The organism is Mesorhizobium sp. M0778 (genome assembly GCF_040320105.1).
GTDB lineage: Bacteria > Pseudomonadota > Alphaproteobacteria > Rhizobiales > Rhizobiaceae > Mesorhizobium.
The window spans coordinates 462622-487343 of sequence record NZ_JAMYPA010000001.1; the positions used below are offsets into that span (position 1 = coordinate 462622).

Annotated in this window: 25 protein-coding genes and 1 pseudogene; 11 read left to right on the forward strand and 15 right to left on the reverse strand. The window is 63.2% G+C overall.

The window, feature by feature from the left end; translation table 11 throughout:
* Window positions 1-35: 35 nt before the first annotated feature.
* The 4 genes from ybgF to NKI22_RS02345 all read right to left on the reverse strand — a co-directional run bounded on the left by ybgF (window position 36) and on the right by NKI22_RS02345 (window position 2839).
* On the reverse strand, window positions 36-1145 hold the full coding sequence (gene ybgF / locus NKI22_RS02330) for a tol-pal system protein YbgF (RefSeq protein ID WP_023719604.1): 1110 nt from the start codon (window positions 1143-1145) through the stop codon (window positions 36-38).
* Between the two features lie 187 nt (window positions 1146-1332).
* Window positions 1333-1839, reverse strand: coding sequence for a peptidoglycan-associated lipoprotein Pal (pal, locus tag NKI22_RS02335; protein ID WP_352480915.1), 507 nt, complete (start codon window positions 1837-1839; stop codon window positions 1333-1335).
* Window positions 1840-2070: 231 nt separating this feature from the next.
* Window positions 2071-2220 carry a four helix bundle protein gene (locus NKI22_RS02340; RefSeq protein WP_352815064.1) on the reverse strand — a complete coding sequence of 50 codons (150 nt, stop codon included), beginning with the start codon at window positions 2218-2220 and terminating at the stop codon, window positions 2071-2073.
* Window positions 2198-2839, reverse strand: coding sequence for a hypothetical protein (locus tag NKI22_RS02345; RefSeq protein ID WP_352815066.1), 642 nt, complete (start codon window positions 2837-2839; stop codon window positions 2198-2200). The genes NKI22_RS02340 and NKI22_RS02345 overlap by 23 nt, the downstream gene beginning before the upstream one ends.
* A gap of 91 nt (window positions 2840-2930) precedes the next feature.
* Between NKI22_RS02345 and NKI22_RS02350 the strand changes: the two are divergent.
* The 6 genes and pseudogenes from NKI22_RS02350 to NKI22_RS02375 all read left to right on the forward strand — a co-directional run bounded on the left by NKI22_RS02350 (window position 2931) and on the right by NKI22_RS02375 (window position 11186).
* A pseudogene (locus tag NKI22_RS02350) lies at window positions 2931-4017 on the forward strand (citrate synthase/methylcitrate synthase).
* A gap of 201 nt (window positions 4018-4218) precedes the next feature.
* Window positions 4219-5001, forward strand: coding sequence for a 3-hydroxybutyrate dehydrogenase (locus NKI22_RS02355; protein ID WP_352815068.1), 783 nt, complete (start codon window positions 4219-4221; stop codon window positions 4999-5001).
* A gap of 26 nt (window positions 5002-5027) precedes the next feature.
* A complete protein-coding gene (locus NKI22_RS02360) occupies window positions 5028-6158 on the forward strand; it encodes a patatin-like phospholipase family protein (protein WP_023721007.1) in 1131 nt (376 codons plus the stop codon).
* 379 nt (window positions 6159-6537) lie between these two features.
* On the forward strand, window positions 6538-7749 hold the full coding sequence (locus tag NKI22_RS02365; protein WP_023721006.1) for an efflux RND transporter periplasmic adaptor subunit: 1212 nt from the start codon (window positions 6538-6540) through the stop codon (window positions 7747-7749).
* Between the two features lie 2 nt (window positions 7750-7751).
* Entirely contained in the window at window positions 7752-10928 is a 3177-nt protein-coding gene (locus tag NKI22_RS02370; protein WP_352588277.1) for an efflux RND transporter permease subunit, read from the forward strand.
* A 99-nt stretch (window positions 10929-11027) separates the two neighbouring features.
* On the forward strand, window positions 11028-11186 hold the full coding sequence (locus NKI22_RS02375) for a DUF3309 family protein (RefSeq protein ID WP_023678456.1): 159 nt from the start codon (window positions 11028-11030) through the stop codon (window positions 11184-11186).
* A 37-nt stretch (window positions 11187-11223) separates the two neighbouring features.
* Here the strand turns inward: NKI22_RS02375 and NKI22_RS02380 are convergent, their stop codons facing one another.
* On the reverse strand, window positions 11224-12201 hold the full coding sequence (locus NKI22_RS02380) for an SDR family oxidoreductase (protein WP_352850099.1): 978 nt from the start codon (window positions 12199-12201) through the stop codon (window positions 11224-11226).
* A gap of 92 nt (window positions 12202-12293) precedes the next feature.
* Here NKI22_RS02380 and NKI22_RS02385 point away from each other — a divergent pair, with 92 nt between their 5' ends.
* Window positions 12294-13205, forward strand: a complete 912-nt coding sequence (locus NKI22_RS02385) for a LysR family transcriptional regulator (RefSeq protein ID WP_352815072.1) — start codon at window positions 12294-12296, stop codon at window positions 13203-13205.
* On the opposite strand, the gene NKI22_RS02390 is transcribed toward NKI22_RS02385, so the two are convergent.
* From NKI22_RS02390 to NKI22_RS02405, 4 genes are all read right to left on the reverse strand, one after another.
* The gene (locus tag NKI22_RS02390; RefSeq protein ID WP_352588280.1) at window positions 13163-14344 is read right to left on the reverse strand and encodes an MFS transporter; all 1182 of its coding nucleotides are present in this window, start codon (window positions 14342-14344) and stop codon (window positions 13163-13165) included. The two genes, NKI22_RS02385 and NKI22_RS02390, sit on opposite strands and share 43 nt — an antisense overlap.
* Before the next feature lie 169 nt (window positions 14345-14513).
* Window positions 14514-14975: a cupin domain-containing protein gene (locus NKI22_RS02395; RefSeq protein WP_352480892.1), complete on the reverse strand. Its 462-nt coding sequence runs from the start codon at window positions 14973-14975 to the stop codon at window positions 14514-14516.
* 165 nt (window positions 14976-15140) lie between these two features.
* Entirely contained in the window at window positions 15141-15449 is a 309-nt protein-coding gene (locus NKI22_RS02400; RefSeq protein WP_023721000.1) for a DUF1244 domain-containing protein, read from the reverse strand.
* A 25-nt stretch (window positions 15450-15474) separates the two neighbouring features.
* The gene (locus NKI22_RS02405; protein ID WP_023720999.1) at window positions 15475-16272 is read right to left on the reverse strand and encodes an N-formylglutamate amidohydrolase; all 798 of its coding nucleotides are present in this window, start codon (window positions 16270-16272) and stop codon (window positions 15475-15477) included.
* A 286-nt stretch (window positions 16273-16558) separates the two neighbouring features.
* On the opposite strand from NKI22_RS02405, the gene NKI22_RS02410 reads away from it, so the two are divergent.
* From NKI22_RS02410 to NKI22_RS02420, 3 genes are all read left to right on the forward strand, one after another.
* Window positions 16559-17005, forward strand: coding sequence for a DUF1036 domain-containing protein (locus NKI22_RS02410; protein ID WP_245278666.1), 447 nt, complete (start codon window positions 16559-16561; stop codon window positions 17003-17005).
* Window positions 17002-18432 carry a pyruvate kinase gene (gene pyk / locus NKI22_RS02415; protein WP_352494178.1) on the forward strand — a complete coding sequence of 477 codons (1431 nt, stop codon included), beginning with the start codon at window positions 17002-17004 and terminating at the stop codon, window positions 18430-18432. Before NKI22_RS02410 ends, pyk begins: the two co-directional genes overlap by 4 nt.
* 215 nt (window positions 18433-18647) lie before the next feature.
* Window positions 18648-19730 carry an NAD(P)H-dependent flavin oxidoreductase gene (locus NKI22_RS02420; protein ID WP_352494179.1) on the forward strand — a complete coding sequence of 361 codons (1083 nt, stop codon included), beginning with the start codon at window positions 18648-18650 and terminating at the stop codon, window positions 19728-19730.
* Window positions 19731-19797: 67 nt separating this feature from the next.
* Here the strand turns inward: NKI22_RS02420 and NKI22_RS02425 are convergent, their stop codons facing one another.
* Together NKI22_RS02425 and ykgO are read right to left on the reverse strand one after the other, a co-directional pair.
* Entirely contained in the window at window positions 19798-20397 is a 600-nt protein-coding gene (locus tag NKI22_RS02425) for a tetratricopeptide repeat protein (protein ID WP_023720995.1), read from the reverse strand.
* A 95-nt stretch (window positions 20398-20492) separates the two neighbouring features.
* Window positions 20493-20618: a type B 50S ribosomal protein L36 gene (ykgO, locus tag NKI22_RS02430; protein WP_006327841.1), complete on the reverse strand. Its 126-nt coding sequence runs from the start codon at window positions 20616-20618 to the stop codon at window positions 20493-20495.
* 236 nt (window positions 20619-20854) lie between these two features.
* Between ykgO and NKI22_RS02435 the strand changes: the two genes are divergently transcribed.
* Window positions 20855-21277, forward strand: a complete 423-nt coding sequence (locus tag NKI22_RS02435; protein ID WP_352958180.1) for a lysozyme inhibitor LprI family protein — start codon at window positions 20855-20857, stop codon at window positions 21275-21277.
* Between the two features lie 70 nt (window positions 21278-21347).
* Here NKI22_RS02435 and NKI22_RS02440 read toward each other — a convergent pair whose 3' ends face one another.
* The 4 genes from NKI22_RS02440 to NKI22_RS02455 form a co-directional block, all read right to left on the reverse strand.
* Complete coding sequence (locus tag NKI22_RS02440) at window positions 21348-22424, reverse strand: 5-(carboxyamino)imidazole ribonucleotide synthase (RefSeq protein WP_352480890.1); 1077 nt, start codon at window positions 22422-22424, stop codon at window positions 21348-21350.
* Complete coding sequence (purE, locus tag NKI22_RS02445) at window positions 22421-22918, reverse strand: 5-(carboxyamino)imidazole ribonucleotide mutase (protein ID WP_352788780.1); 498 nt, start codon at window positions 22916-22918, stop codon at window positions 22421-22423. Before purE ends, NKI22_RS02440 begins: the two co-directional genes overlap by 4 nt.
* Before the next feature lie 99 nt (window positions 22919-23017).
* Window positions 23018-24223, reverse strand: coding sequence for an aminotransferase class V-fold PLP-dependent enzyme (locus NKI22_RS02450; RefSeq protein ID WP_352958182.1), 1206 nt, complete (start codon window positions 24221-24223; stop codon window positions 23018-23020).
* A 17-nt stretch (window positions 24224-24240) separates the two neighbouring features.
* A complete protein-coding gene (locus NKI22_RS02455) occupies window positions 24241-24702 on the reverse strand; it encodes a RidA family protein (RefSeq protein WP_023678474.1) in 462 nt (153 codons plus the stop codon).
* Between the last annotated feature and the right edge of the window lie 20 nt (window positions 24703-24722).

A 24722-nucleotide genomic window follows, 5' to 3' on the forward strand; every position in this document is an offset into this window, starting at 1 on the left:
GCCCGGTTTTGGGGCAACGACGTGCAACAGAAAAACTAGCACGCCGCGAGTGCCCTTTCCTGCTTGACCCGCTCCTTGAGCGCGCCGGAAATATCGGGGTAGCGCTTGCCGATCTCGCTGAAGGTGGCACAGGCCACGTCGCGCTGCTTCAGCCCGACCAGTGAGACGCCGAGCTTCAGCAGCATGTCTGGCGCTTTCTTGGCCTTGGGATAGTCCTTGCTGGCTGCGAGGAAAGTCTCGGCCGCATCGCGGTATTTCTGCTGGCCGAGCAGCGATTCACCGAGCCAGTAATGCGCGTCCGCCGCTTTGGCGTCCCGGGGAAACCGAGCGATATGGTCGCGGAAGCCCTGTTCGGCGGTGCTGTAGTCGCCCGACAGGATGAACTGGTAAGAGTTGCGGTAAAGCTCCTCCGGGTCGTTGGTCGAGGGGAGTGCCGCGACCACCGTATCGTCGGATTTGCCGGCCTTGTTGCCGGCTGCGTTGGCGCCGTTGGCTGGGGCCGTATTCTGCTCCGGCGCGTTCGCCTGCGCATTGCCATCGGCTTCGACGACATTGCCGTTTTTGTCGACGGTGATGGTGCCGAACGTCTTGGGCGGCGCGCCGGGGATCAGCTTGCCGGGATCGCCGTTGGGCGATTCGACGATGACGTCCTCGACGCTCTTGTCGCCGGCTGGCGGCGTGTCGGCAGCGGCCGGAGCCTGCGTTGCAGGCGCCTCCGCCACGTTACTGTCGCCGTTGGGGTTGTCGCTGTTGGGCGCCGCCTCGGACTTCTTCTGCTCGGCCGGCTGCTGCGCGCCTTGCGGACCGCCTTCCAACTGCTGGAAGCGGAATTCGTTGTCTTCCTGCTGCTTGCGGATCTGCTCCTGCATCTGCAGGACCTGGAAGTTGAGTTCCTCGATCTTGCCGTTCATCTGCCGGAGCTGTTCCTCCAGCGCCGGAGTGCCGGTGCCATCCTGTTGCGCGAGTTGAACCTGATCCGGCTTTTTCTTTTCACCGAAAATGCCGGGCAGTTTGATCGTCGGCAGATGGAAGGAAAAGCCGCTTTCCGATGACTGCTCGGTGCCGCTTGCCCCGTCAGCAAGTGCCGCGATACTTGATACGAGCAGCAGCGCAAGCGTGCCGCTCAAGACCGATCTGAAATGCATGTGCCTCTCGCCGTGAAACCGTTGTTGCGCGCCTCTCACTCGAAGTAGACCAGCCAACTGGGACTAGCCAGACGCTCTCGGCTCTTAACAGGACGTGAGACTTCGGCCAAATTTTGTTTGGAGCGGGCAGATATGAAAAAGGCGGCCCTTTGGCCGCCTTTCGCACCAAGTGTTGCATTTATGCCGATCAGGAGCCGGCGCCGCCCAGGGTGGTTACGGCGCGGCGGTTCTGCGACCAGCAGGAGATGTCGTCGCAAACCGCGACCGGACGCTCCTTGCCATAGGAAATGGTCTTCAGGCGCTGCGCCGAAACGCCCTTGGCGACCAGGAAGTCGCGGGTGGCGGCAGCACGGCGGGCGCCGAGCGCCAGATTGTATTCGCGCGTGCCGCGCTCGTCGGCATGGCCTTCGATGACGATGGCATACTGCTTGTACTGGTTCAGCCACTGTGCCTGGCGCGCCAGCGTCGTCTGCGCATCGGCGCGGATCGACGACGAATCGGTGTCGAAGAAGATGCGGTCGCCGATGTTGACGGTAAAGTCCTGGGCTGACCCGGGCGTTGCCGCACCAGCGCCGTTGAGGCCGAGATCGGCGGCGCTGTTTGGCGTCTTCTTCGAGGCGCAACCGGTGATCGCGAGCATCGCGACCAGCGCGATCATGACCGGGTTTGTGGTAAGTGCTGCGATACGGCCCATGCCGCCTCTCCTTCGCAATTCGAGTGATTTCATTGATCGTCCAGTAACCACGTTTGGGTTAACCGGCGCTCAAGAAACACGGTTAAAATTTGGTTTCGGCTGCCGTCCACAACCGTTCTGCCGAGGGCTACTCAAGGGCGACAATGAGCGCGGACCGTAGGCGGAAATGCGGCCAAAACATGAAAAAGAGGGAATTGAAGAATTGAAGAGTTGAGGAATTGAGGAAAGAGATCACCTCAGCTTCTCTCTGAGATTGACCAGCATTCCGTAGATGCGGGCATAGGATTGCAACCAGTCGTCGCGTTGCACCTGTGTGATATACTCGAGGTCGAACGCATACGAAATCCACGTCTCCACTTCACTGCATGACCCTATGGCCATCGAAATGAAGCGTGCGAATCAAGTCTGCGCCGGCTGCATCGAGGGACCAGCCCTGCGCCAGTCGTTCGTGCACGGCACCGATTCCGCGAACCGCGCCGAGCGCCTGGGCCAGAGCGGCGATGGCGCCGGCCGCATCGTGGTTGAGCGAAGCCGCCCTGCGGCCGAGCGAAGGCCGGCCCTTGGCCGCCAACGCGGCCAATTCCGCGAAGGCAGCCGGCCGGCCAGTTGCGCCGTTGCCATGGCGGCTCGCCGACACGAACGACACTGGTGCGTCAGATGCCCAAAGCAGGTTTGCCGTCTGCTCCAGCGTGGCAGTCTCGCAGAGTGCAACCGCATCCTGGCCACGATAGACGAGGCGGCCGTGCAAAACGGTCGAGATCGTGGTGGCGATCGCCGGCTCACCCCAGGCAATTGCACTTTCGGCGATTGCCTGGGGATTTCGGCCGCGCGCCCGGCGGCTCGCCAGCGCCGCGATGTCGTCGGCGCGATACTGGCTGCGGCGTGGGTCGGCCCGATCCGGCCGCATGCCGATGCGTCCGCGGCTGACATAGGCATAGAGCGTCTGGGCGCGCACCTTGAGGCGCTCCAGGGCTTCGTCCCGCGTCAGCCACTCAGTCATGTAAACCTGGCACGTTGATTCGGTTGATCAAGATTGATGGTCCAGCCGCCAACCCTTATCTACGACCCGGAAAGGGTCAAGGAGAAAACCAATGGCGAATGGGCTCGATGATGTGGTGGCGGCAGAAACGGTGCTCTCCGATGTCGACGGTCTTGGCGGCCGCCTGACCATCCGGGGCCATTCGTTGCCGGAACTGGCAGGCCGCTGGAAATACGCCGACGTGGTTCGGCTGCTGTTCGACGGCTCTTTCGACGATCTTCCCGGCGAAAAGGAGCTGGCGAAAGCGATCGGCCGGGCGCGCAGTGAAGTGTTCGAGCGGATCGAACCCTTGCTGCCGTTTCTCGCATCCCTCGATATTTACAGCGCGATGCGCGCCGGCATTGCCCTACTGCCGGACGGCGACAAATTGCCGGACGCGCTCAGGCTGGTTGCGGCACCTGCCGTGCTGACGCCGGCCTTGCTGCGCTTGCAGCGCGGCGAAAGCCCAATTGCGCCTGATCGCAAGGCCGATCATGCCGCCGACATGCTGCGGATGCTGACCGGCATGGCGGCCTCGCCGAAGTTGGCGAAAGCGCTCGATATATCTTGTGACGGTTTGCGACCATGGCCTCAACGCATCGACCTTCGCCACGCGCGTGGTCGCCTCGACGCAGGCGGGGCTTACTTCGGCGGTGCTGGCCGGACTCGGAGCGCTCAAGGGGCCGCTGCATGGCGGCGCGCCAGGTCCGGTGATCGAGATGCTGGATGCGATAGAGGCGCATGGCGACGCCGCCATCTGGCTGCGCGACGAGATCGCGCGCGGCCGCCGCATCATGGGCTTCGGGCATCGCATCTACCGTGTGCGCGATCCGCGTGCCGACGTGCTGAAAGCGGTGGTGCGGCAACTCGGCGCCGAGGGCGAAGCCGGCCACCGGCTGGCGTTTGCCGAAAGCGTGGAGCAAGCGGCGCTTGAAGTGCTTCGCATCGCCAAGCCGTCGCGCTCGCTCCAGACCAATGTCGAGTTCTTCACAGCACTTCTGCTGGAGGCCGCGGGCTTTCCGAAAGAGGCGTTCACCAATGTCTTTGCTGCCGGGCGCGTCGCCGGCTGGATCGCCCACGCCCGCGAGCAGCAGACGAGCGGACGGCTGATCCGGCCGCAGTCGCGCTATATCGGGCCGGTGCCGGACCTCGTCGCCTAAGGATTTTCCCCCGCATGCTTTGCGGAAACCGGCCCCGCTACAGCCGGTGCCAGACACTCTCTCGTCAAGGTGAGAGAGGTCCTCATGACAAAAATTTTATGTCATTGCTCCACACATCCGCTGTTCTTGGGTGGCAGAGAGCCTATATGCTGCAGTGCAGCATGGTTCCGCGGGAGCCCGCCTCGAAAGGAATAAGCCGCCTTGACCGCCAGAAAAACCGCCATCGTCACCGGTTCCACCTCGGGCATCGGCCTGGCCATTGCCCACGCGCTCGCGGCCGAAGGCTGCAACATCGTCGTCAATTCCTTTTCCGACACCGCCGACGACCACGCCATCGCCGACGCAATTGCGAAACACCACAAGGTCCAGACCGCCTATGTCAAGGCTGACATGTCGAAGCCGGCCGAGTGCCGGGCTCTGGTCATGAAGGCAGCCGAGACATTCGGCTCGGTCGACATCCTGGTCAACAATGCCGGCATCCAGCATGTCGCGCCGGTGGAAAGCTTCCCGATCGAGAAGTGGGATGCGATCATCGCCATCAACCTGTCATCGGCCTTCCACACCATCGCCGCCGCCATCCCGTTGATGAAACAGGCCGGTGGCGGCCGGATCGTCAACGTCGCCTCGGCCCATGGGCTGGTGGCCTCGCCGTTCAAGTCGGCCTATGTCTCGGCCAAGCACGGCATTATGGGCCTGATCAAGACGGTCGCCCTGGAACTGGCGCGCGACAAGATCACCTGCAATGCCATTTGTCCCGGCTATGTGCTGACGCCGCTGGTCGAGGCGCAGATCCCCGACCAGATGAAGGCGAACAAGATGGACCGCGAGACTGTGGTCCGCGAGGTCATGCTCGAAAAGCAGCCGACCAAGGAGTTCGTCACCGTCGAGCAGGTTGCGGCGGCGGCAGTGTTCCTGTGCTCGGATGCGGCAGCGCAGATCAACGGCACGCACATCTCTGTCGATGGCGGCTGGACCGCTCAGTGAGCCGTCCAGCGGTCAAGGGTCACGCCATGCCGAAAAACGGCAAGGCGGAGGAGCCAAAGAAGATCAACATCGCGCTGCAAGGCGGGGGTTCGCACGGGGCGTTTTCCTGGGGCGTGCTCGATCGGCTGCTCGAGGACGGGCGCCTCGATATAACGGCGGTTTCGGGCACCAGCGCCGGCGCCATGAATGCCGTCGCGCTGGCCGACGGCTTCGTTCGCGGCGGCGTCGAGGGCGCACGGCGGAAACTTGATGATTTCTGGCGTGCGGTGGCGGCAAAGGGCCGCTTCAGCCCAGTGCAGCGCATGCCGTGGGACGTCGCCTGGGGCAATTGGTCGATCGAGAACACGCCCGGCTATTTCCTGTTCGATACGATGTCGCGGGTATTTTCGCCCTATGTCGCCAATCCGCTCGCCATCAATCCGCTGCGCGATGTGGTCGAACGTGAGATCGATTTCGACAATGTGCGCGCCTGCAAGTCGATGGAACTGTTCATTTCCGCGACCAATGTCGAGACCGGCCAGTTGCGTGTCTTCTCGGACGGCGAGATCGACCTCGACACGGTAATGGCGTCGGCCTGCCTGCCGCAATTGTTCCGCGCCGTCGAGATCAAGGGCGTGCCCTATTGGGATGGCGGCTATGGCGGCAACCCGGCACTGTTCCCGTTCTTCAAGACGGCGGCCACTGAGGACGTGCTTTTGGTGCAGATCAATCCGGTGGTCCGCGAAGGGACGCCGAAGAGCGCCAATGAGATCCAGAACCGCATCGACGAGATCACCTTCAATGCCGGGCTGTTGCGCGAATTCCGCTCGATCGCCTTCGTCAAGGAACTGATCGCCGCCGGCCGATTGCCGCACGGCGAATATCGCGACATCCGCATGCACCGCATCGATGCCGACGAAGCGTTCAAGGATCTGTCGGCATCGTCCAAGGTCAATGCCGAATGGGCGTTCCTTGCCTATCTGCGTGACCTCGGCCGCACCGCAGCCAGTGATTGGCTGGAAGAAAATTACGACGCCGTCGGCAAGCGGCCGACGATCGATCTGTCCGGCGAGCTCGACGACGGCTTGAAGCCGGTGCGCGGGCCGGCGCCGGGCCGGCGGGTCAAGGAGTTTCTTGCGGCGCGCAAGCAGCCCGAGGCCGCCCGCCGTCCGGCCTAGAACGATTTACCGTTTCACGGAAACGCCGAACCGCTCTATCTTTTTTGACGCAATTCCGGACGGAAAACCGTTTCACACTTTTCCTGGAATTGTTCTGGCTCCCCCGCAAAGCAGATGACATCGCAATCTGTCCAATCATCCTGACACTTGCTGCCATACCGCTGTTTTGGCGATCAACAGCCGATGCTGCAGCCGCATCTTTGCGGACAAAGCAACAATCCATCAACTTTTCTGACTATATTGCGACGCAACTTTAAGGTAGAAGCGCGCTTCGCCGATCACGGCAATTTGAATACGGCCTCGCGCGCACCCATATCGGCGACGCGCCCCAAGTAGAAGATGCGGCCTGGCCGAACCCCGCGCACTGGAAAAAATGACGATGCCGAAATTCAGGTTTCACAAGCTTGCAGCCATTGTTGTGCTCATCGGGTTCGCCGGCTGGATGGCGACAGGCGAATTCTCGTCCGTCGGCAGCGCGTCCGCCGACAACAAGCCCAAGGCAGGAGAGGTCGAGCAGCCCAAGGCCGCCGACTCAGGCAAGCCCCAAACTGGCGAACAGGGGGCTGCCAAGCCGGGGACTGCCGAGGCAGAACAGCCCAAAGCGGCCTTGCGGACGGTCGCGATCATAACCCCGCCGCGGCGCATCTATGCGCGCGCTATCCGCATTTCCGGACTGACCGAAGCCGACAAGCGCGCGGTCCTGGCGACACGCGTCGCCGGCGTCATCGACAAGCTGCCGGTCAAGCAGGGTCAGCACGTCAAGACCGGCGACCTGATCCTGATGCTTGCCGCCGAGGAAAAAATCTCGGCGGTCGACAACGCCAAGCAGCTTGTCGTGCAACGTGAGGCCGAGCTGGCTGCGGCCCTGCGGTTGATGAAAACCGGCAATCTGCCGACGCTGCAGCTCGATACGGCCCGTTCCAACCTGACGCTGGCCAAGTCGCAACTGGACGCCGCGCAAGCCGAACTCGACCGCAACGAGGTGAAGGCGCCCTTCGACGGTGTCATCGACCGGGTGCCGGTGGAGCTTGGCAGTTCCGTCATGCAGGGCGGCGAGGTGGCGACCATTCTGAAGCTCGATCCGGTGATCGCCCGCGGCGAAGTCAGCGAGCGCGATCTCGGCTATCTGAAGATCGGTGACGAAGCCAATGTGCGCCTGGTCAGTGGTCAGACCGTCAAGGGTACGGTGCGCTACATCAGCCGGGATGCATCTTCGGCAACCCGTACCTTCCGGGTTGAAGTCGCTATCCCCAATGCCGATGGGTCCGTACCGGCCGGCATGACGGCAGAAATTGCGCTCAGCGCCCAGCCGACCGACGCCGTGATGCTGCCGCGATCGGTGGTGACGCTCGGCGACAAGGGCGACCTCGGCATCCGCGCCGTCGACAAGGATGACAAGGTCGTGTTCTTCCCGATCGACCTGGTCGACGACACGCCGACCGGCCTGGTGCTCGGCGGCATTCCGGCCGACGCCCGCATCATCGTCGCTGGCCAGGAGCTGGTGAAGGAAGGCGAAGTGGTCAAGCCGGTCGAGGCCGACCAGGCGACCATTCAAAAGCTGTTGGGCGAAGCGACGACCGGGACGCAGTAATCATGGACATCGTCAAACTTGCAATCAGCAATGCCCGGCTGACCATTGCGGTCCTGGTCTTTCTCATCCTTGCCGGTGCGGTCGCCTACCAGTCGACGCCGAAGGAAGCGGAACCCGACGTTCCGATTCCGATGATGTATGTCAGCCTGATCTATCAGGGCATCTCGCCGGAAGACTCCGAACGCCTCCTGCTGCGGCCGATGGAAGCCAAGCTGAAGAGCCTGAAGGGCCTCAAGGAGATGCGCTCGGCCGCCTTCCAGGGCGGCGGTTATGTGCTGGTCGAATTCCAGCCACAGACGGATCTCGCCACTGCGCTGCAGGACACGCGCAGCAAGGTGCAGGACGGCAAGGCCGACCTGCCGCAAGCGGCTGAGGAGCCCGTGGTCTCCGAGGTCAACATCTCCGAGTTCCCCGTCCTGGTCGTGACGCTGTCGGGCGAGGTGCCCGAGCGCGTGCTGACGGCGGCGGCGCGCGAGCTGCGCGACCGCATCGAGGAAGTGCCTGGCGTGCTCGAGGGCTCATTGCAGGGTGCGCGCGACGACCTCGTCGAAGTGGTCATCGATCCGATGAAACTTTCGTCCTACGGGCTGCAGCTCGACCAGTTGATCGGTGCGGTCGGCGCTTCCAACAGTCTTGTCGCCGCCGGCAACATCGAAGGATCCGAGGGCAAATACGCAGTCAAGGTGCCCTCGCTTATCGAGACACCAGAAGATGTGGCGGCGCTTCCGGTCGTCGCCGGCCCCAACGCGGTGGTGCAGGCCAAGGATATCGCCACCATCCGCTCGACCTTCAAGGACGCCGAGACGGTTACCCGCCTGGACGGCAAGCCGGCGATTGCCATCGAGGTGAAGAAGCGCATCGGCTCCAACCTGATCGATACGATTGGCAAGGTCAGGGAGGTGTCCGACGCCTTCATCAAGACGATGCCGGAGGGCATGCACGTCACCTACACGCAAGACAAGTCCGTCTTCGTGAACCAGTTGCTCGGCGACCTTCAGAACCACGTGATGATCGCCGTCATCCTGGTGTTCATCGTCATTCTCTACGCGCTGTCTGGCCGTGCCTCGCTACTGATCGGATTGGCCATCCCCTCATCCTTCCTGATCGGCATCCTGTTGCTGGCGATGATGGGCTACACGATCAACATGATCGTGCTGTTCAGCCTCATCCTGGCGGTCGGCATGCTGGTCGACGACGCTATCATCGTCACCGAATTCGCCGAGCGACGCATGAGCGAGGGCATGCCGAAGGAACAGGCGTTCGCGCTTGCGGCCAAGCGCATGGCCGGCCCGGTCATCGCCGCGACGATGACGCGCATTGCCGCCTTCTCGCCGCTGTTGTTCTGGCCGGGCATCATCGGCGATTTCATGAAATACATGCCGATCACGTTGATCGTGACGCTCTCGGCCTCGATGCTCTATGCGCTGGTCTTCGCGCCGACGCTGGGCGCCATATTTGCCAAGGCGCCGGCTCATCACCCCGACGACAATCGCGACGGCTGGTACATGGCCGTGGTCAAGCAGGCGGTGCATTATCCCATCACCGTGCTTGTCCTTACCGTCGCGCTGTTGTTTGGCGTGGGCTACGCCTATTCGAAATTCGGCGCCGGCGTCGAATTCTTCCCGAATGTCGAGCCTGACTACGGCCTGCTCTATGTCCACGCCCGCGGCAATCTTTCGCTTGCCGAAATGGACGCGGCCACCAAGACGGCGGAAAATCGGCTGCTCGGCTGGCCGGGCGTGAAGTCTGTCTATACCCGTGTCGGCAAGACGCAGGGCGGCGGCCAGGACGTTCCGGAAGACGTGGTCGGCGTGATCCAGTACGAATTCGTCGACTGGCGCGAGCGCAAATCGGCGAACTCAATCCTCGACGAACTGCGCGGCGTGATGGCCGGCATTCCCGGTGTCGACGTCGAGGTTCGCGTGCCGGAAGCCGGCCCGCCTACCGGCAAGCCGATCCAGATCAGGCTTTCGGCCGTCGATCCGAAGGGTCTTGACGACAAGGCCCGCGCCGTCGCCGCGCGCATTGCCAAGGTGCCCGGCGTCATCGATATTTCCGATGGCCTGGCGCCGCCCGGCGTCGATTGGGCGCTCGAGGTCGATCGCGCCAAGGCGGCGCAGTACGGCATCAGCCCGACCGCGGTCGGAACGGTGGTCCAACTGGTGACCAACGGGCTGAAGCTCAGCGAGTACCGCCCCGCCGGCGCCGACGATGCCGTCGACATCAGACTGCGCCTGCCCGAGGATCGGCGCACGCTGTCGACGCTCGACGAACTCAGGGTTCAGACCGCGCAAGGCTCGGTGCCGATCTCGAACTTCGTCGTACGCAAGCCGGAGCCGACGGTCGGTATCCTCAATCGCATCGACGGCGCGCGAACGGTGGTCGTCCAGGCCAACGTCGCTGCCGGCGCCCAGGTGGCTGCCGTCCAGCAGGAGGTCACCAAAGCTGTCGCCGACATGAACCTCGGCAGCGGCATTCGCTGGAAGCTTGCCGGTTCCAATGAGGACAGCGCGGAGGCCGGGGCCTTCCTCAGCAAAGCCTTCGGTGCCGCGATCTTCCTGATCTTCATTGTGCTTCTGGCGCAGTTCAACAAGTTCACCAGCGTCTGGCTGGTGCTGTCCTGCGTGGTCATGGCGACGATCGGCGTGTTCCTAGGGCTGCTGCTGACGGGAGAGGCATTCGGCATCGTCATGTCGGGCATCGGTGTCATCGCGCTGGCCGGCGTGGTGGTGAACAACAACATCGTGCTGATCGACACCTATGACCGGTTGCGCGAAGAGGGCTGGGACAAATACGAAGCCGTTCTGCAGACCTGCCGCGAACGTGCCCGCCCGGTGGTGCTGACGGCGGTGTCGGCGATCCTCGGCGTGCTGCCGATCGCTTTCGGCCTCGGCCTCGAAATCTTCCATCACGAGACGACGATCAACGCGCCGTCGACGCAATGGTGGATCTCGCTGTCGTCGGCGATCGTCTTCGGCCTGTCCTTCGCCACCGTGCTGACGCTGGTGGTGACGCCGTCAATGCTGATGGTGTTCACCCGCGCCAAAGTAAAACCCAGTGCGCGTCGGGGCTGGTTCAGTCGCCTGTTCGGGCGCGGCAAGGCCGAGATCTCCTCGGAAGGCCTGGAGGCCGATCTGGGCGCCGAACCGGCGATCGCCTTCCCGAAGGCCGCCGAATAGAGGCTGAATCGCCGTCCTGATCAAGCAAAGGCCGCCCGGGAACAATGGGCGGCCTTCTGCATTGTTCCGTCATTGCAACCTCAAAGCGAGGATTTTCTGATGACGATAAGCACCATTCTCATCATTATCCTTATTCTTATCCTGATTGGCGCGGTTCCGGCGTGGCCGCATTCGCGGTCCTGGGGTTACGGACCATCCGGCATCGTCGGCGTCATCCTGATCGTTGTCCTGGTGCTGCTGTTGATGGGCCGGATCTGACCGCAATCATTGGTCCCCGACAAGCGGCGGATGACCGTCAGGCCATCCGCCTTTTTTCAGATTGCTTCTGCGCTGCCTTCACCGTGGCGATACCGATGTCTTCAAGCGCTTCCGACACTGCATTTTCCAGCGGCGTGTGGGGGATCGCACCGATAATGCCTTCAAGCCCGCCTGAAACCAGCCGGTGCGGCTCGAAGCGGAGATAGGACATCGAAACGATCTCGCGCCACATCGCCACAAACGGGCTGCCGGCACGCAGCACCCACCACGGCATCGACGTCAGTTTCAACGTGCGCCCGAGCGCCTTCTCAGCGGCCGCCTTGATCTCGAGATCGGTCACCGCATGGCCGGGAAAGTTCAGCGCCTCGTAGGAGCCGAGCTTGTCGAGATTGTCGGCCAGTCCGACGAAAGCCTTGGCCAGGTCGGGCAGATAGGCCCATTCATGCACGAGATCGACCGGCCCTGGGGCGGTATAGACGCCCTTGGTCATCTTGGCGGCAACAACCAGATCGAACCACGATCCGCTGCCGGTGCCGCCGAAGAAGTCACCGGCGCGCAGCAGGATGGTGCGCACCCGACCCGCGTCGGCCTCGCGGCGAAACAGGTCTTCCATGGCGACGCGGATGCGGCCCTTTTCCGTCGTCGGGTGAAACGGCGTGTCTTCGGTGATCACCGCCGGTATCGGCGAGCCGTAGTTGTAAACGGTGCCCGGGAAGAGATGCAGCGCGCCGTTCGCCCGGCAGGCGGCCATGACGTTCTCCGCCATCGGCAGGCACTTGCTCCAGTCGGTGTAGAGCGGGCTCAGGCCGTTGAAAATGATATCAATGCCGTCGGTGGCGCGGATCAGCGCCTCGCGGTCGAGCGCATCGCCGGCGATCGCCGTGGCGCCTTCGAGCTCCGCCGGCACCTTGCCGCTGCGGGTGACAGCGCGGACGTGGTAGCTAGCATCGATGAAGGCCTTGGCCACCGTGCGGCCGAGCCGGCCATTGGCGCCGAGAATTGCCATCTTGGTCATTGTTTGTCTCCATGTTTGCGTATGACCCAATATGATCTCCTCGCAAACGAATGGAAATTGACGAAAGCTGGTGGTCTGATATTCAATTTTGAATGGATATAGACTGGAACCTGATCAAGAGTTTCGTCACGGTGGCGGAGACCGGGAGCCTGTCGGCCGCCGCGCGAAAGCTTGCCGCAAGCCAGCCGACACTCGGCCGCCACATCGCCGAGCTGGAGCAGGCGCTCGGCGTCACCTTGTTCCGGCGCGGGCGGCGCGGCTATGCGCTCACGGAAGCGGGCAGCACGCTTTTTGAACGGGGCCGCGCGGTGAGCGAGCAGGCGAGCGCATTTTCGCTGCTGGCCCTGGGATCGGTCGAAGCGATCGAGGGCACGGTGCGCATTGCCGCCAGCGAGGCGGTGGCGGCCTATGTGCTACCCGAGATGACGGCGCGGCTTGCCGTCGAGGAACCCGGCATCGAGGTTGAGATCGTCGCTTCGAACCAGGTCGAGAATCTGCTGCGTCGCGACGCCGACATTGCCATCCGCATGGTCAAGCCGGCGCAGAATGAACTGGTCGCGCGCAAGGTGACCGACATTCCGCTCCGCGCCTGCGCGGCAAAATCCTATCTCGACCGGCGTGGCCGTCCGCGCGAGGCCCGCGATCTTGCCGAGCACGATCTGGTCGGCTTCGATCGCAGCGATGAAATCATTCGCGGCTTCGCTCAATTCGGGGTTCCGCTCAACCGCAATGCCTTCCGCTTCAGGACCGACAACCACATAGTTTTGTGGGAGGCACTGCGGGCGGGAAACGGCATCGGCTTTGGCCAGCAGCCGCTGGCCGAGCGCGATGCACTGGTGGAAATCGTGCTGCCGGACCTCCCGCTGCCGACGCTGCCGGTGTGGCTGGCCATGCACCGCGACGTGCGTACCAGCGTCCGCATCCGCCGCGTCGCGGATTTCCTCTACGAACAGTTCAAGCGCTATTCAGCCGGTGCAGGCTCGGCAGCAAATTCGGCGCGGTGAGCGAGCCCGGCCATCAACAGCACGACTATCAGCAACCCGGACAGAGCGACGAAGATCGGGCCGAAGCTCGAGTGTTCGGCGATGAAGCCGATCGCCGAAGGCGCCACCAGGATGCCTGAGTAACCCATTGTGGTGACGACGCTCATGCCGGTGCCGGGCGCCATGCGCTCCTGGTTGCCGCCGGCCGAAAAGATGATCGGCACCATATTGGCAATACCCAGGCCGCAAAAGGCAAAGGCGGCAATGGCCAGCCACGGCGAGGGAGCCAGCCCGGCCACCAGCATGCCGGCTGCAGCAGCAAGCGCCGACGCGCGCAGCGTCGTAACGGCACCGAAACGGTTGCGGACGCCATCGCCGAGAAAGCGCATGACGGCCATGACGCCGGAAAAGGCGGCATAGGCCAGGCCTGCGATAGCAAGATCGGCGCCGAGCTCCTGCCTGAGATACAGCGCTGCCCAGTCGAGCACCGCGCCTTCGGAGATCATCGTCAGCAGCGCCATCAGCCCGACCAGATAGACAAGCGGGTTTGCCGGCAGGGCGAATTTGTGATGCTCGGCGACCGGATGCTTGTCCTCGGCGATCAGGTAGCGGATCGCTACCGCGATGACAGCAAAGGCAAGCGCCGTCACCATCGCCGCATGCGCGAGATGACCATAGTTCTGGATGGCGAAACCGCCCAAAGCGCCGCCTGCGAAACCGCCAAGGCTCCAGAAACCGTGCGAGGACGACATGATGGCGCGGGACAGCCGCCGTTCCACCGCCACCGCATTGGCATTCATGGCGACGTCCATGCCGCCGATCGAACCGCCGAAGATGAACATGGCGATGGCCGCCAGGGGCACATTGGGGGCCAGAGCCACCATCAAAAGACCGAAGCTGCCGGCAAGTCCGAACCAGCGCAGCACGGTGCGCGAGCCATGCTTCGAGATCAGATGGCCGCACCAGGTCATGGCGGTGACGGCGCCGGCGCCGAACAACAGGATCAGCAGGCCGAGCGTGAATTTGCTGATGTCCAGCCGGGTCAGGAACACCGGGATCTGCGGCGCCCAGCTGCCGGTCAGGAAGCCGTTGGCGAGGAAGATGCCGGCCACGGCCCAGCGTCCACGAATCGCGATTTGCGTGATTTTCTGCGCGTCCATCGGGTAGAATCCGGTCCGGAAATGGCTTTGCGCGGCAAATTAGATCGATTCAATTCACAGTCAAGCGCTCTTCGCCGAAAGTGCTTGGACCAGACGGCGCCACAAGGCGCCGGTGGACGCTACGTCCTCTCGTATCGGCCAACCACCTCGGTGGTCCACTCCAAAATCTCTACGGCTCGGGATAAGGCGCGCCATCCTTGTGCACAAACCGGCCGTCGGCGTTGGTGCTCATCATGTCGATGTCGGAGCAGGTGGTTACGTCGGCGGGCCAACGCGAACCAACTTCGAGATAGATCGCAACTGCGCCCGATTTGTTGATCATGTGATGGCCGTTGCCGGAGCCTTTCGGAAAGGCCGCGCAATCACCCGCGCGCAGCACCGTCTCGCCGGCATCTTCGACGAGCGTCAGCTCGCCTTCGAGCACGTAGACGAACTCGTCTTCGTGCGAATGCCAGTGGCGCTGGCTCGACCAGTTGCCCGGCGGCAGGCGCATGAGATTGATGCCGAAGTCGGTGAGCCCGCCGGCGTTGCCCAGCCGCTGCCGCACGCGTTCGGCACAGGGTGCATCGAACGGAGGTGGATAGGATGAGCCCTTGCGTCCGGGTACGTCGGCGACGTCGATCTTAGGCACGGCAGTCCTCCCATTTGGGGCAAAAACCATTCGTGAAGGTCGTTCAGTGCGATGGATTGTGACCCTGGAACGGTTCATCGTTTCACGGAAACGCCGAACCGTTCCATCCTTTTGTCTTGACGCAATTCCGGACGGAAAACCGTTCACACTTTTCCTGGAATTGCTCTAGTGGTCCCTGGGGCGTCTTGCCTCGAACTCGGCCTTCTTGGCATCGGAGGCCTCGATCTGGTTCAGTGCCTGCCACTCGGCATAGGCCATGCCGTAGATGATCTCGCGCGACTGGTCCTTGCTGAGTTCGACACCCTCGGCTTGCGCCGCATCGCGGTACCAGTTGGACAGGCAGTTGCGGCAGAAGCCGGCGAGGTTCATCAGGTCGATGTTCTGCACGTCGGAACGCTCGCGCAGATGCGCGACCAGCCGGCGGAAGGCAGCGGCTTCGAAATCGCGCTTTTGTACGTCGCTGAGCTCGGTCATGGCTTGTTGGCCTCCTTGGCCTCCATCATGCCGGCCCGGTGCGCGAGCCGAATATTTTCACTGCATGTATATCGGCACGTCGATCTATCGCGTCAACGATCGGCGCCAGCCGTTCGGCCCAGGCGAGCGCACCCTTCCGGTCGGCGATCAGGTCCTGGCGGATCTCGATAAGCGCATGGGCAAAGCCGTTGACGATAGCGTGCCTGAACATGGTATCGCCGCGCAGTGCGCCGTCATAGGGTTCGTTGTCGCCGACGACGAGGCTCTTGTCCTCGGCGAGCATGTCGATCAGCGGCCGCGCAACGCGATCGTCGAGATCCCATAATATGCCGACATGCCACGGCCGCACGAAGCCCTGCATGGTCGGTGTGAAGGAATGCACCGAAAAAATGAAGGGCGCCTGCGCCGACGCTTGCGCCACCGAGGCGATCATGGCGCCGACGGCGTCATGATAGGGGCGGTAAAAGCGATCCAGCCGTCTTTCGCGTTCCTCCGGCGCCATGGGATAATTTCCCGGGATGACGGTGCCGTCATAGAGCTGGCGAATCAGCGTTGGATCGTCCTCGCCGCGATTGGGGTCGATCAGCAGTCGCGAAAAATTGGCAAGCACCGCCGGAACGCCGAGCAGACTTGCGAGTTCGCGGGTTACAGTCTCGACGCCGATGTCGTAGGCGATGTGGCGGTCGAACTCCGCCGCGGGCAGGCCGAGGCTGCCATACTCCTCCGGCAGGTCGCGGCGGGCGTGATCGGCCAAAAGCACCATGCCGCGCTTGCGGTCGCCTTCGACGATGTCGAAAGGCGCGAAAACTGTGGATCGGGTCATTGGCGGGAAAGGTCTGTTCGCTGGCTTCAGGGGAGGGTGGTATCGTCATTCCACGAAGAGAACGCTTGCGCAATGCCGTTGTTTGGCCACGGTTTCTGCCAAAAAACTGAGCAGGGGCGACCGCAAGCGCGTCAGAGCCTTCTAAATCGATTGGAATTGGATAGATCGGCGCGTTGACATGCGTACGGACTTTTCCGAAAAGGGGCGTTGAGAGATGCAAATGTGGTTCTTGAGGGGTTTCAGGATGGGTTTCGCCGGCAGGCTGCGTGTGCGCCATGCCTTGGCCATGCCGCTCCTGATACCGGCCATGGGCCTTTTTGTGGTGATTTCGGCCTCGCCGGCACGCGCCGATTTCCGCGTCTGCAATGCCACGCAGAACCTGGTCGGCGTCGGCATCGGCTATCGCGCCAAAGCCGGCTGGATCACCGAAGGCTGGTGGCACATCGAAGGATCGAGCTGCAAGACGCTGATCGAGGGACCGTTGTCATCAAGGTTTTACTATCTTTATGCAGAAGACGCCGAGCGCGGCGGACGCTGGGATGGCCCGATCAACATGTGCGTGGCCGAAAAAGAGTTCAAGATCGCCGGCGTTACCGATTGCGTCGCCCGAGGCTTTCAGCGCGCCGGATTCCAGGAATATGACACGGGCGAGCAGGCAAGCTGGATGGTCCAGCTGACTGACGAGCCCGCAACGGATGGCGCTCCAGCCGCCCCGGGAACAAACAGTCAATGAGACGCAGCCGCAAGGTCAAGATCCTCGCCACCATCGGTCCGGCCTCCTCGTCCGAGGAGATGCTGAAGAAGCTGTTCGAAGCCGGCGCCGACGTGTTCCGCATCAATATGAGCCATACCGATCATGAATTGATGCGTACGCTCGTCGGCCGTATTCGTGCCGTCGAGGAGGCGGTCGGCCGGCCGATCGGCGTTCTCGCCGACCTGCAAGGGCCAAAGCTGCGCGTCGGCAAGTTCGCCAACGGCAAAGAGGTGCTGACCGTCGGTCAGACCTTCACGCTCGACGACAATCCCGAGCCCGGCAATTCGACGAGGGTCTACCTGCCGCATCCCGAAATCCTGCGTTCGGTCGAGGCTGGTCATCGCCTGCTGATCGACGACGGCAAGCTCGAGCTCAAGGCGGTCAGCAGCAACGGCAAGGCGATCGTCTGCACCGTCGTCGCCGGCACGATCATTTCCGACAAGAAGGGCGTCAGCCTGCCCGACACCGACCTGCCGGTCGGAGCGCTGACGGAAAAGGACCGCCGGGATCTCGACGCGGTTCTGGCGACCGGCGTCGACTGGGTGGCACTGTCCTTCGTGCAGCGGCCCGAGGACCTGGCCGAAGCACGCAAGATCGCACGCGGCCGGGCGCTGATCATGGCCAAGATCGAAAAGCCGCAGGCCGTCGCCCGGCTGGCCGAGATCATCGAACTTTCGGATGCGCTGATGGTTGCCCGCGGCGATCTCGGCGTCGAGATGCCGCTCGAAGCCGTGCCTGGCATCCAGAAGCAGATCACTCGCGCCGCGCGCCGTGCCGGCAAGCCGGTGGTGGTCGCCACGCAGATGCTGGAATCGATGATCACCGCGCCGGTGCCGACACGCGCCGAGGTGTCGGACGTTTCGATCGCCGTGTTTGAAGGCGCCGACGCGATAATGCTTTCGGCGGAGTCCGCCGCCGGCGCCTATCCGGTCGAGGCGGTGGCGATGATGAACCGGATCGCCACCAAGGTCGAAACCGACCCGACCTATGCCGGCATCATCAACGCGCAGCGCTCGGAACCGGAAGCGACGGGAGCCGACGCCATCTCGCTCGCCGCCCGCGAAATAGCCGAGACGCTTAAGCTGTCGGCGATCATCACCTATACCGCGTCGGGCACAACCGGCTTGCGCGCCGCGCGCGAGCGGCCGCAAGTGCCGATCGTGGCGCTGTCGCCGATCCTCAACACGGCGCGGCGGCTGTCGCTGCTGTGGGGCACGCATTGCGTCGTTTCTCCCGATGCCATCGACCTCGACGACATGGTCGATCGCGCCTGCCGCATCGCTTTGGACGAAGGCTTCGGCAAGCCCGGCGACCGCGTCATCATCACGGCCGGCGTGCCGCTGAGGACGCCGGGCTCGACCAACATGCTGCGCATCGCCTATGTCGGATCGGAAGTCGGCCGCTAATGTCGGCTGCGGCTGCCGGATGGGCCGGCTGCATGGCGCGTCGTAAACACGGCGCCAGCCCGGCGCATCGACCGCAGTCGGGTTAGGATCGACGCCGAACTCCGCCAGCTTGCATCAGCCTGTGGCCGGCCGTGAAGCGGTTCGAAGGCCCTATCCGACTTGAGCTGGAAGTCAGTTAAGGTAATCTCTCCTGGGAGAAAGAGGAGGGTGATCCAATGTGGATGCGCACTGATCTTCTGGAACTCCTCGGCATTGAACACCCGATAATCCAGGCGCCGATGAGCGGCATCACCACGCCGGAACTCGCGGCGGCAGTCAGCAATGCCGGGGCGCTTGGCTCGCTCGGATGCGGCATTCTGCCTGCGGCGGCTATCCGCGAGCAGCTCACGGCGACACAGCACGCCACCAATCGTCCGATCAACGTCAACTTCTTTGCGCACCCGGCGCCGGCACGCGATGATGCGGCAGCTCAAAGTATGCGAGACCGCCTTCGCGGCTGCTATGAGGAGGTCGGCCTCGGACCGGTGCCCGAGCCGGGCGAACCCTTCCCCACCTTCGATCGTGAGCGTCTCGAAATTGTGCTCGAGCTTCGCCCGAAGGTGGTCAGCTTCCACTTCGGCCTACCCGACACCGCAATTGTGCAGCAGTTGAAAGCCGGCGGCTGTATTGTCCTGTGTTCGGCTACCACCGTCTCGGAAGCGCGCCAGCTTGAGGCAGGAGGGGTGGACGCCATTATCGCGCAGGGATACGAGGCGGGTGGGCATCGCGGCACATTCACTGGCGACCCTGCTATCGGCACAGCCGGCACTATGGCCCTCGTACCACAGATTGTTGATGCCGTGCGGGTGCCTGTAATTGCTGCCGGCGGTATCTTTGACGGTCGCGGCATTGCTGCCAGCTTTGCACTTGGTGCATCTGGTGTGCAGATCGGCACGGCTTTCCTGGCCTGTCCTGAAGCCAATGTGCAGCCAGTCTATCGCGTAGCATTGCGCTCGGCCAACGACGAGAGCACGTCGGTGACTCGCTGCTTCACTGGCCGCCCAGCGCGCGTGGTGCGCAACCGGTTTGTGATGGAAATGGCTGGTGAGGAAGATGCTGCGCTGGCGTTTCCGCTACAGGCGAGTCTGGTCATGCCGCTTTCAATGGCAAAGGATGAAAGCAAGCGGGCTGACTTCTTGCCTATTTGGGCCGGGCAGGGCGTTGCGAAGCTGCGGGAGATGCCGGCCGCCGCCCTTGTGGAGAAACTCGTCACGGAAGCAAGCGGCATAGATCGGGCCGATAGGGGAGTAGGGGAGTAGGGGATGTGTTCCGGAGTGCATCTACACCACTCACATACTGCCTTACTCCCCTATTCCCTTACTGGTCTCAAATGCCTTCGCCGGCAAGCTCTTCGGAAAGTGCGGCGACCTGGTCCTGGGCGCTGCGCATCATCGGATAGATGCCGAGAACGCGCTGCCAGGCCTCGAGCGCCGACTGCTTGTGGCCGGTTTCGGCCATGATCTGGGCCAGGCCGGAAAGCGCGCCGAAATGGCGTGGTTCGAGCTGCAGGGTACGGTCGATGTCCGACATCGACTTCCCGTAGTTCTTCATCATGAAATGAACCGTGGCGCGCCGGTTCCAGCCTTCCGCATAGGTCGGCTGCAGGGTTACCACCTGATCGAGGAAATCGAGCGCAACATCGAATTTCTGGTTTTCAGTCGCCTTTTGCGACCATTGCATCATCAGGTCGATCGAGGCACTGCCCGACTGGGACCACTCGCTGCCGATGCGCCCGGCGATGCGCTCGGCCGCCTTTTCGTTGCGTTCGCGCTTGAGATCGGCAAACAGCTGATCGAGCCGCGCCTGTTTCGTCATCACAACCGGAGGTGCTGTCGGCCGATTTGCTGTCGGATCTTCAGCCCACGCCGGCAGCGAGACAGCGCTGGAAACGAAGAAAGCCGTGAAAAATGCAAAAAGAATCCGCATCGCGGGAATCTAGCCCCCGACGCCGGATCGTCAAACTGAATTTAGCGTGAGAGGCGTATCATGCGCACGGAGGCACGCAGCCTCCGGTCAAAAACTCAACCCTGGCGCGCCTTGTAGCGCGGAGCGGTCTTGTTGATGATGTAGACGCGGCCCTTGCGACGAACCAGCTGGTTGTCGCGGTGACGCGCCTTCAACGCCTTGAGCGAATTCTTGATCTTCATGGTCTTGCCCGTCGGTCTGGGCCCGGTCCCGGGCCGAACTATTAAGGCGCGCCCACAGACGCGCCTTTGAACTGTGCGTGGCTCATAGACGAGGAGCCTTGCCCGTGTCAACCGCAAGCGCGTTGCCTAAACGATACGGACCGTTTCGTATCATCGAAATACCCGCCAACGGCGCCTTGCGGCATTGCGCGGGCTTGAGACGGCTGGAATGATGCGGTTGCGAATTGGAGATCATCATGCGCCGAATTCTTGTGTCCGCCTGTCTTGCCGTCCTTGCGGCAGGTTCTGTTGCCCATGCGCAGGAATGCGACCGCAACGACGACAGCCAGCAGATGATGAACATCTGCGCCGACGCGAACTACAAATCCGCCGACGCCAAACTCAACAAGGCCTACCAGGAGCTCATCAGCGCAAGCGATGCAAAAGCCAGGAAGCTGTTGCAGACGGCGCAGCGCGCGTGGATCGCCTTTCGCGACGCGGAATGCAGCTATTCCGCCGCGGACAGCGAAGGCGGCTCGATCTATCCGATGCTGATATCGGAATGCCTGACGCGGCTGACCGACGACCGCACCAAACAGCTCACCGCCGATTCGACCTGGGCGGAAGGCGATGTGAGCTGCGCCAGCCCCGACGAGGACGAGAGCGGCGACATCCAGTAAGCGTAGGTTCTAACTTTTGTTTGAGCATGATCGTTCCCGAAAACCGGATTCCACTTTTCGGGATCATGCTCTAGCTGCGGCGGCTCACGCGCGTGAAATGGCCCATCTTGCGGCCGGGCCGCGCCTCGGCCTTGCCATAGAGGTGCAGCATCAGATCGGGCTCGGCGAGAAGTTCAGGAACGCGCCGGATGTCGTCGCCGATCAGGTTTTCCATGACGCAGTCGAACTGCCGTGCGGGATTTCCCAGCGGCAGGCCGGCGACGGCGCGGATGTGCTGCTCGAATTGCGAGATGGTGCAGGCGGCCTCCGTCCAGTGGCCGGAATTGTGGACGCGCGGCGCAATCTCGTTGGCCAGCAGCGAACCGTCGGCCAGGACAAAGAATTCGACGCCGATGACGCCGACATAGTCGAGCGCTGCAAGTATCTCGGCCGCCGCCGTTTGAGCCGCAGCCGCCGTGTCGGACTTCACCCCGGCCGGCAGCGTCGAACTGTGAAGAATACCGTTGCGATGGACATTCCAGGCCGGATCGTAGGCGGCGAGCGAACCGTCGATGCCGCGCGCGGCGATCACCGAAATCTCGCGCTCGAAGGCGACGAATGATTCCAGGATCAACGGCACGTTGCCCATCGCCTCGCAAGTGCCGGCAAAGCCGCCTGTTTCCATGTTGCGGAAGACACGCTGGCCCTTGCCGTCATAGCCCATCCGGCGCGTCTTCAATATGCCGCTGCCGTTGAACTTTTTCAGCGCGGCCGTCAGTTCCTCGTCATTGTCGACGGGGCTGAAATCCGCGGTCGGTATGCCGATGCCGTTGAGGAATTTCTTTTCCGCCAGCCGGTCCTGAGCCACTTCCAGTGCGCGTGCCGGCGGATAGACCGGGACCGTGGTGGCAAGTGCCGCGGCGGCCGCAACCGGAACGTTCTCGAATTCGTAAGTAACGACGGCACTGGCCGCAGCCAGCTCGCCGAGCGCGGCCGCGTCGTCATAGGCGGCGACGATCTGCCGGTTGGCGACCTGTGCCGCCGGGCAGTCCGGCTGCGGCTCCAGCACGACGATGCGGTAGCCGAGGCGGGCCGCGGCCATCGCCAGCATGCGGCCGAGCTGGCCGCCGCCAATGATGCCGATGGTCGATCCGGCGGGCCGGCTCACGGCGTGTCCACGGGCTCGGCGGCCACCTTGGCGGTCTGTGCGGCGCGCCAACTATCCAGCCGGGCGGCAAGCTTTTCGTCGCTCAGTGCCAGCACCGCGGCAGCCAGAAGGGCAGCGTTGGCAGCGCCGGCCTTGCCGATGGCCAAAGTGCCGACCGGAATGCCGGCCGGCATCTGCACGATGGATAGCAGCGAATCCTGGCCGGACAGCGTCTTCGATTCCACCGGCACGCCGAACACCGGCAGTGGCGTCATCGCCGCCGTCATGCCGGGCAGATGCGCCGCACCGCCGGCACCGGCGATGATCACCTTGTAGCCGGCGGCCTTGGCGCCCTTCGCGAAGTCATAGAGCCGGTCGGGAGTACGGTGGGCCGAGACGATCAGCCGCTTGTGCGGGATGCCAAGCGCTTCAAGCGTTTCGGCGGCGTGGCGCATCGTCGCCCAGTCGGACTGGCTGCCCATGATGATGGCGACGTCGGCGCGGTGATTGTCCAAGCTTCTGCTCCCCGGCGGCAAACGCGCGCATTAGCGGAAATCGAGGGGAGCCGCAAGGATAGGAGCTTCCCGCACTCGGGCGAATGGCGCCATCGCTACCTAATCCGGCCAGCGCAAAGCCCCGGCAGACTGCTTGCGAGCGGACTTCATCGCATCCGCGGGCCGCTCAGCAGCGCTCAACACCGCCCGCAGGCGCTCGGCGACGATCTCCGCCTCGCCGGGGTGCAGATTGCACGGATCAAGGACGAAGTGGCCGCGCTCGACCTCGTGGTTGCGAACGATAATGGGGGGCGAACCCGCCGCCAGTGCCGAGGCCAGCCCGGCGGCGGTGAACCGGCTTTCGGGCGCAACAAACACCTGCAGGCGCTCGAGAGGATTTCCGGTCGGATCGGGAATGATGTTTGCTGCGATGCCGGGCAGGCCCTGCAATGCGGTTTGCCACAGATGCAGTGCGGCTTCTTCCCGCTGGCGGATGCCGGCATGGTCGCGCCGTTCCCAGGCTTCCAGGGCCGCCATGGTGCCGGCAATGCTCTCCTTGCCGACCTTCATGGCCCGCGCAACGCCGCGGTTCTGGAGATAGGCGGCCCGCACCAGATCCTTGCGGCCGGCAACGATGCCGCTTGTCGGCCCTGAGAGAAATTTGTGCCCGCTATAGACGACAATGTCGGCGCCGCGCGCCAGAAAGCCGCGCAAATCGTATTCCGAGGCGGCGTCGACGATCACCGGCACGCCCTTGGCGTGGCAGATCTCGCAGAACTCTTCGAGCGAGAGCATGCCGTATTGCACGGTGTGGTGCGCGACGACGTAGAGGGCTGCCGCCGTCCGGTCCTGGATCGCCTCGCCTACATGATAGTCCTGCGTAACGCTGACCGTGCCGGCGGGCACTGCCTTGGCTCCGGCAAGCCGGATCGACTGGTCGATCGGCGCGCCATAATTGACGATGTGGCCAAGCTGGACGATGACCTCCGATTTGAGGCCCTCGGTGTCGTCCGGCAGCCGCTCGATCGCAAGAAGGCTGGTTCCGGTCATCGCGCCGGCAATCGCCATGGTTATGCCGCTGGCGCAGCATGCGGTGATAAAGCCGGCCTCGCCGCCGGTGAGGCGTGCAATCACCGTGCTTGCGGCGCGCTGCAGATCGTCCATCTCGACCCATTGCGAGGCGATTTCCGACATTGCGGCAATCGCTTCCGGCACGATGATCGAAGCGCCGAGCGCCGTCATCGTTCCGGAAACATTAATGATCGGGCGAAGGCCGAGCCGTTCGCGGATTGTCGTATTGGAACGGTCAGCGGAATAGGTCGTCATCTCTGTAGATCCTGTTTTCAGGCGGCGATCTCGACGACCGCCTCGATTTCAACTGTGATGTTGCCCGGCAGCGAGCCGACACCGATCGCGGAACGGGCGTGTCCGCCAAGCGTATCAAAGACGGCCGCGAAAAGATCGGAACAGCCATTCACCACCTTGGGGTGCTCGCTGAATGTCGGCGTTGCATTGACAAAGCCAAGCAGCTTGACGACGCGCACGATGCGGCCGAGGTCGCCGGCCGCGGCATGCATGACGGCGAGCAGGTTCAGGCCGGTGAGACGGGCATGCCCATAGGCCTCCTCCACGGAGACATCCTCGCCAACCTTGCCGGTGCAGAGCGCGCCATCAGCGCGCAACGGCCCCTGGCCGGAGAGGAAGATCAGCCGTCCGCTCTCGGCATAGGTGACGAAGTTGGCGATGGGCTTCGGCGGCTCGGGCAGCGTCAGGCCCAATTCCGCGAGCCGGATGTAAGGCGTCATAAAAGCTCCTTGCGACAGCT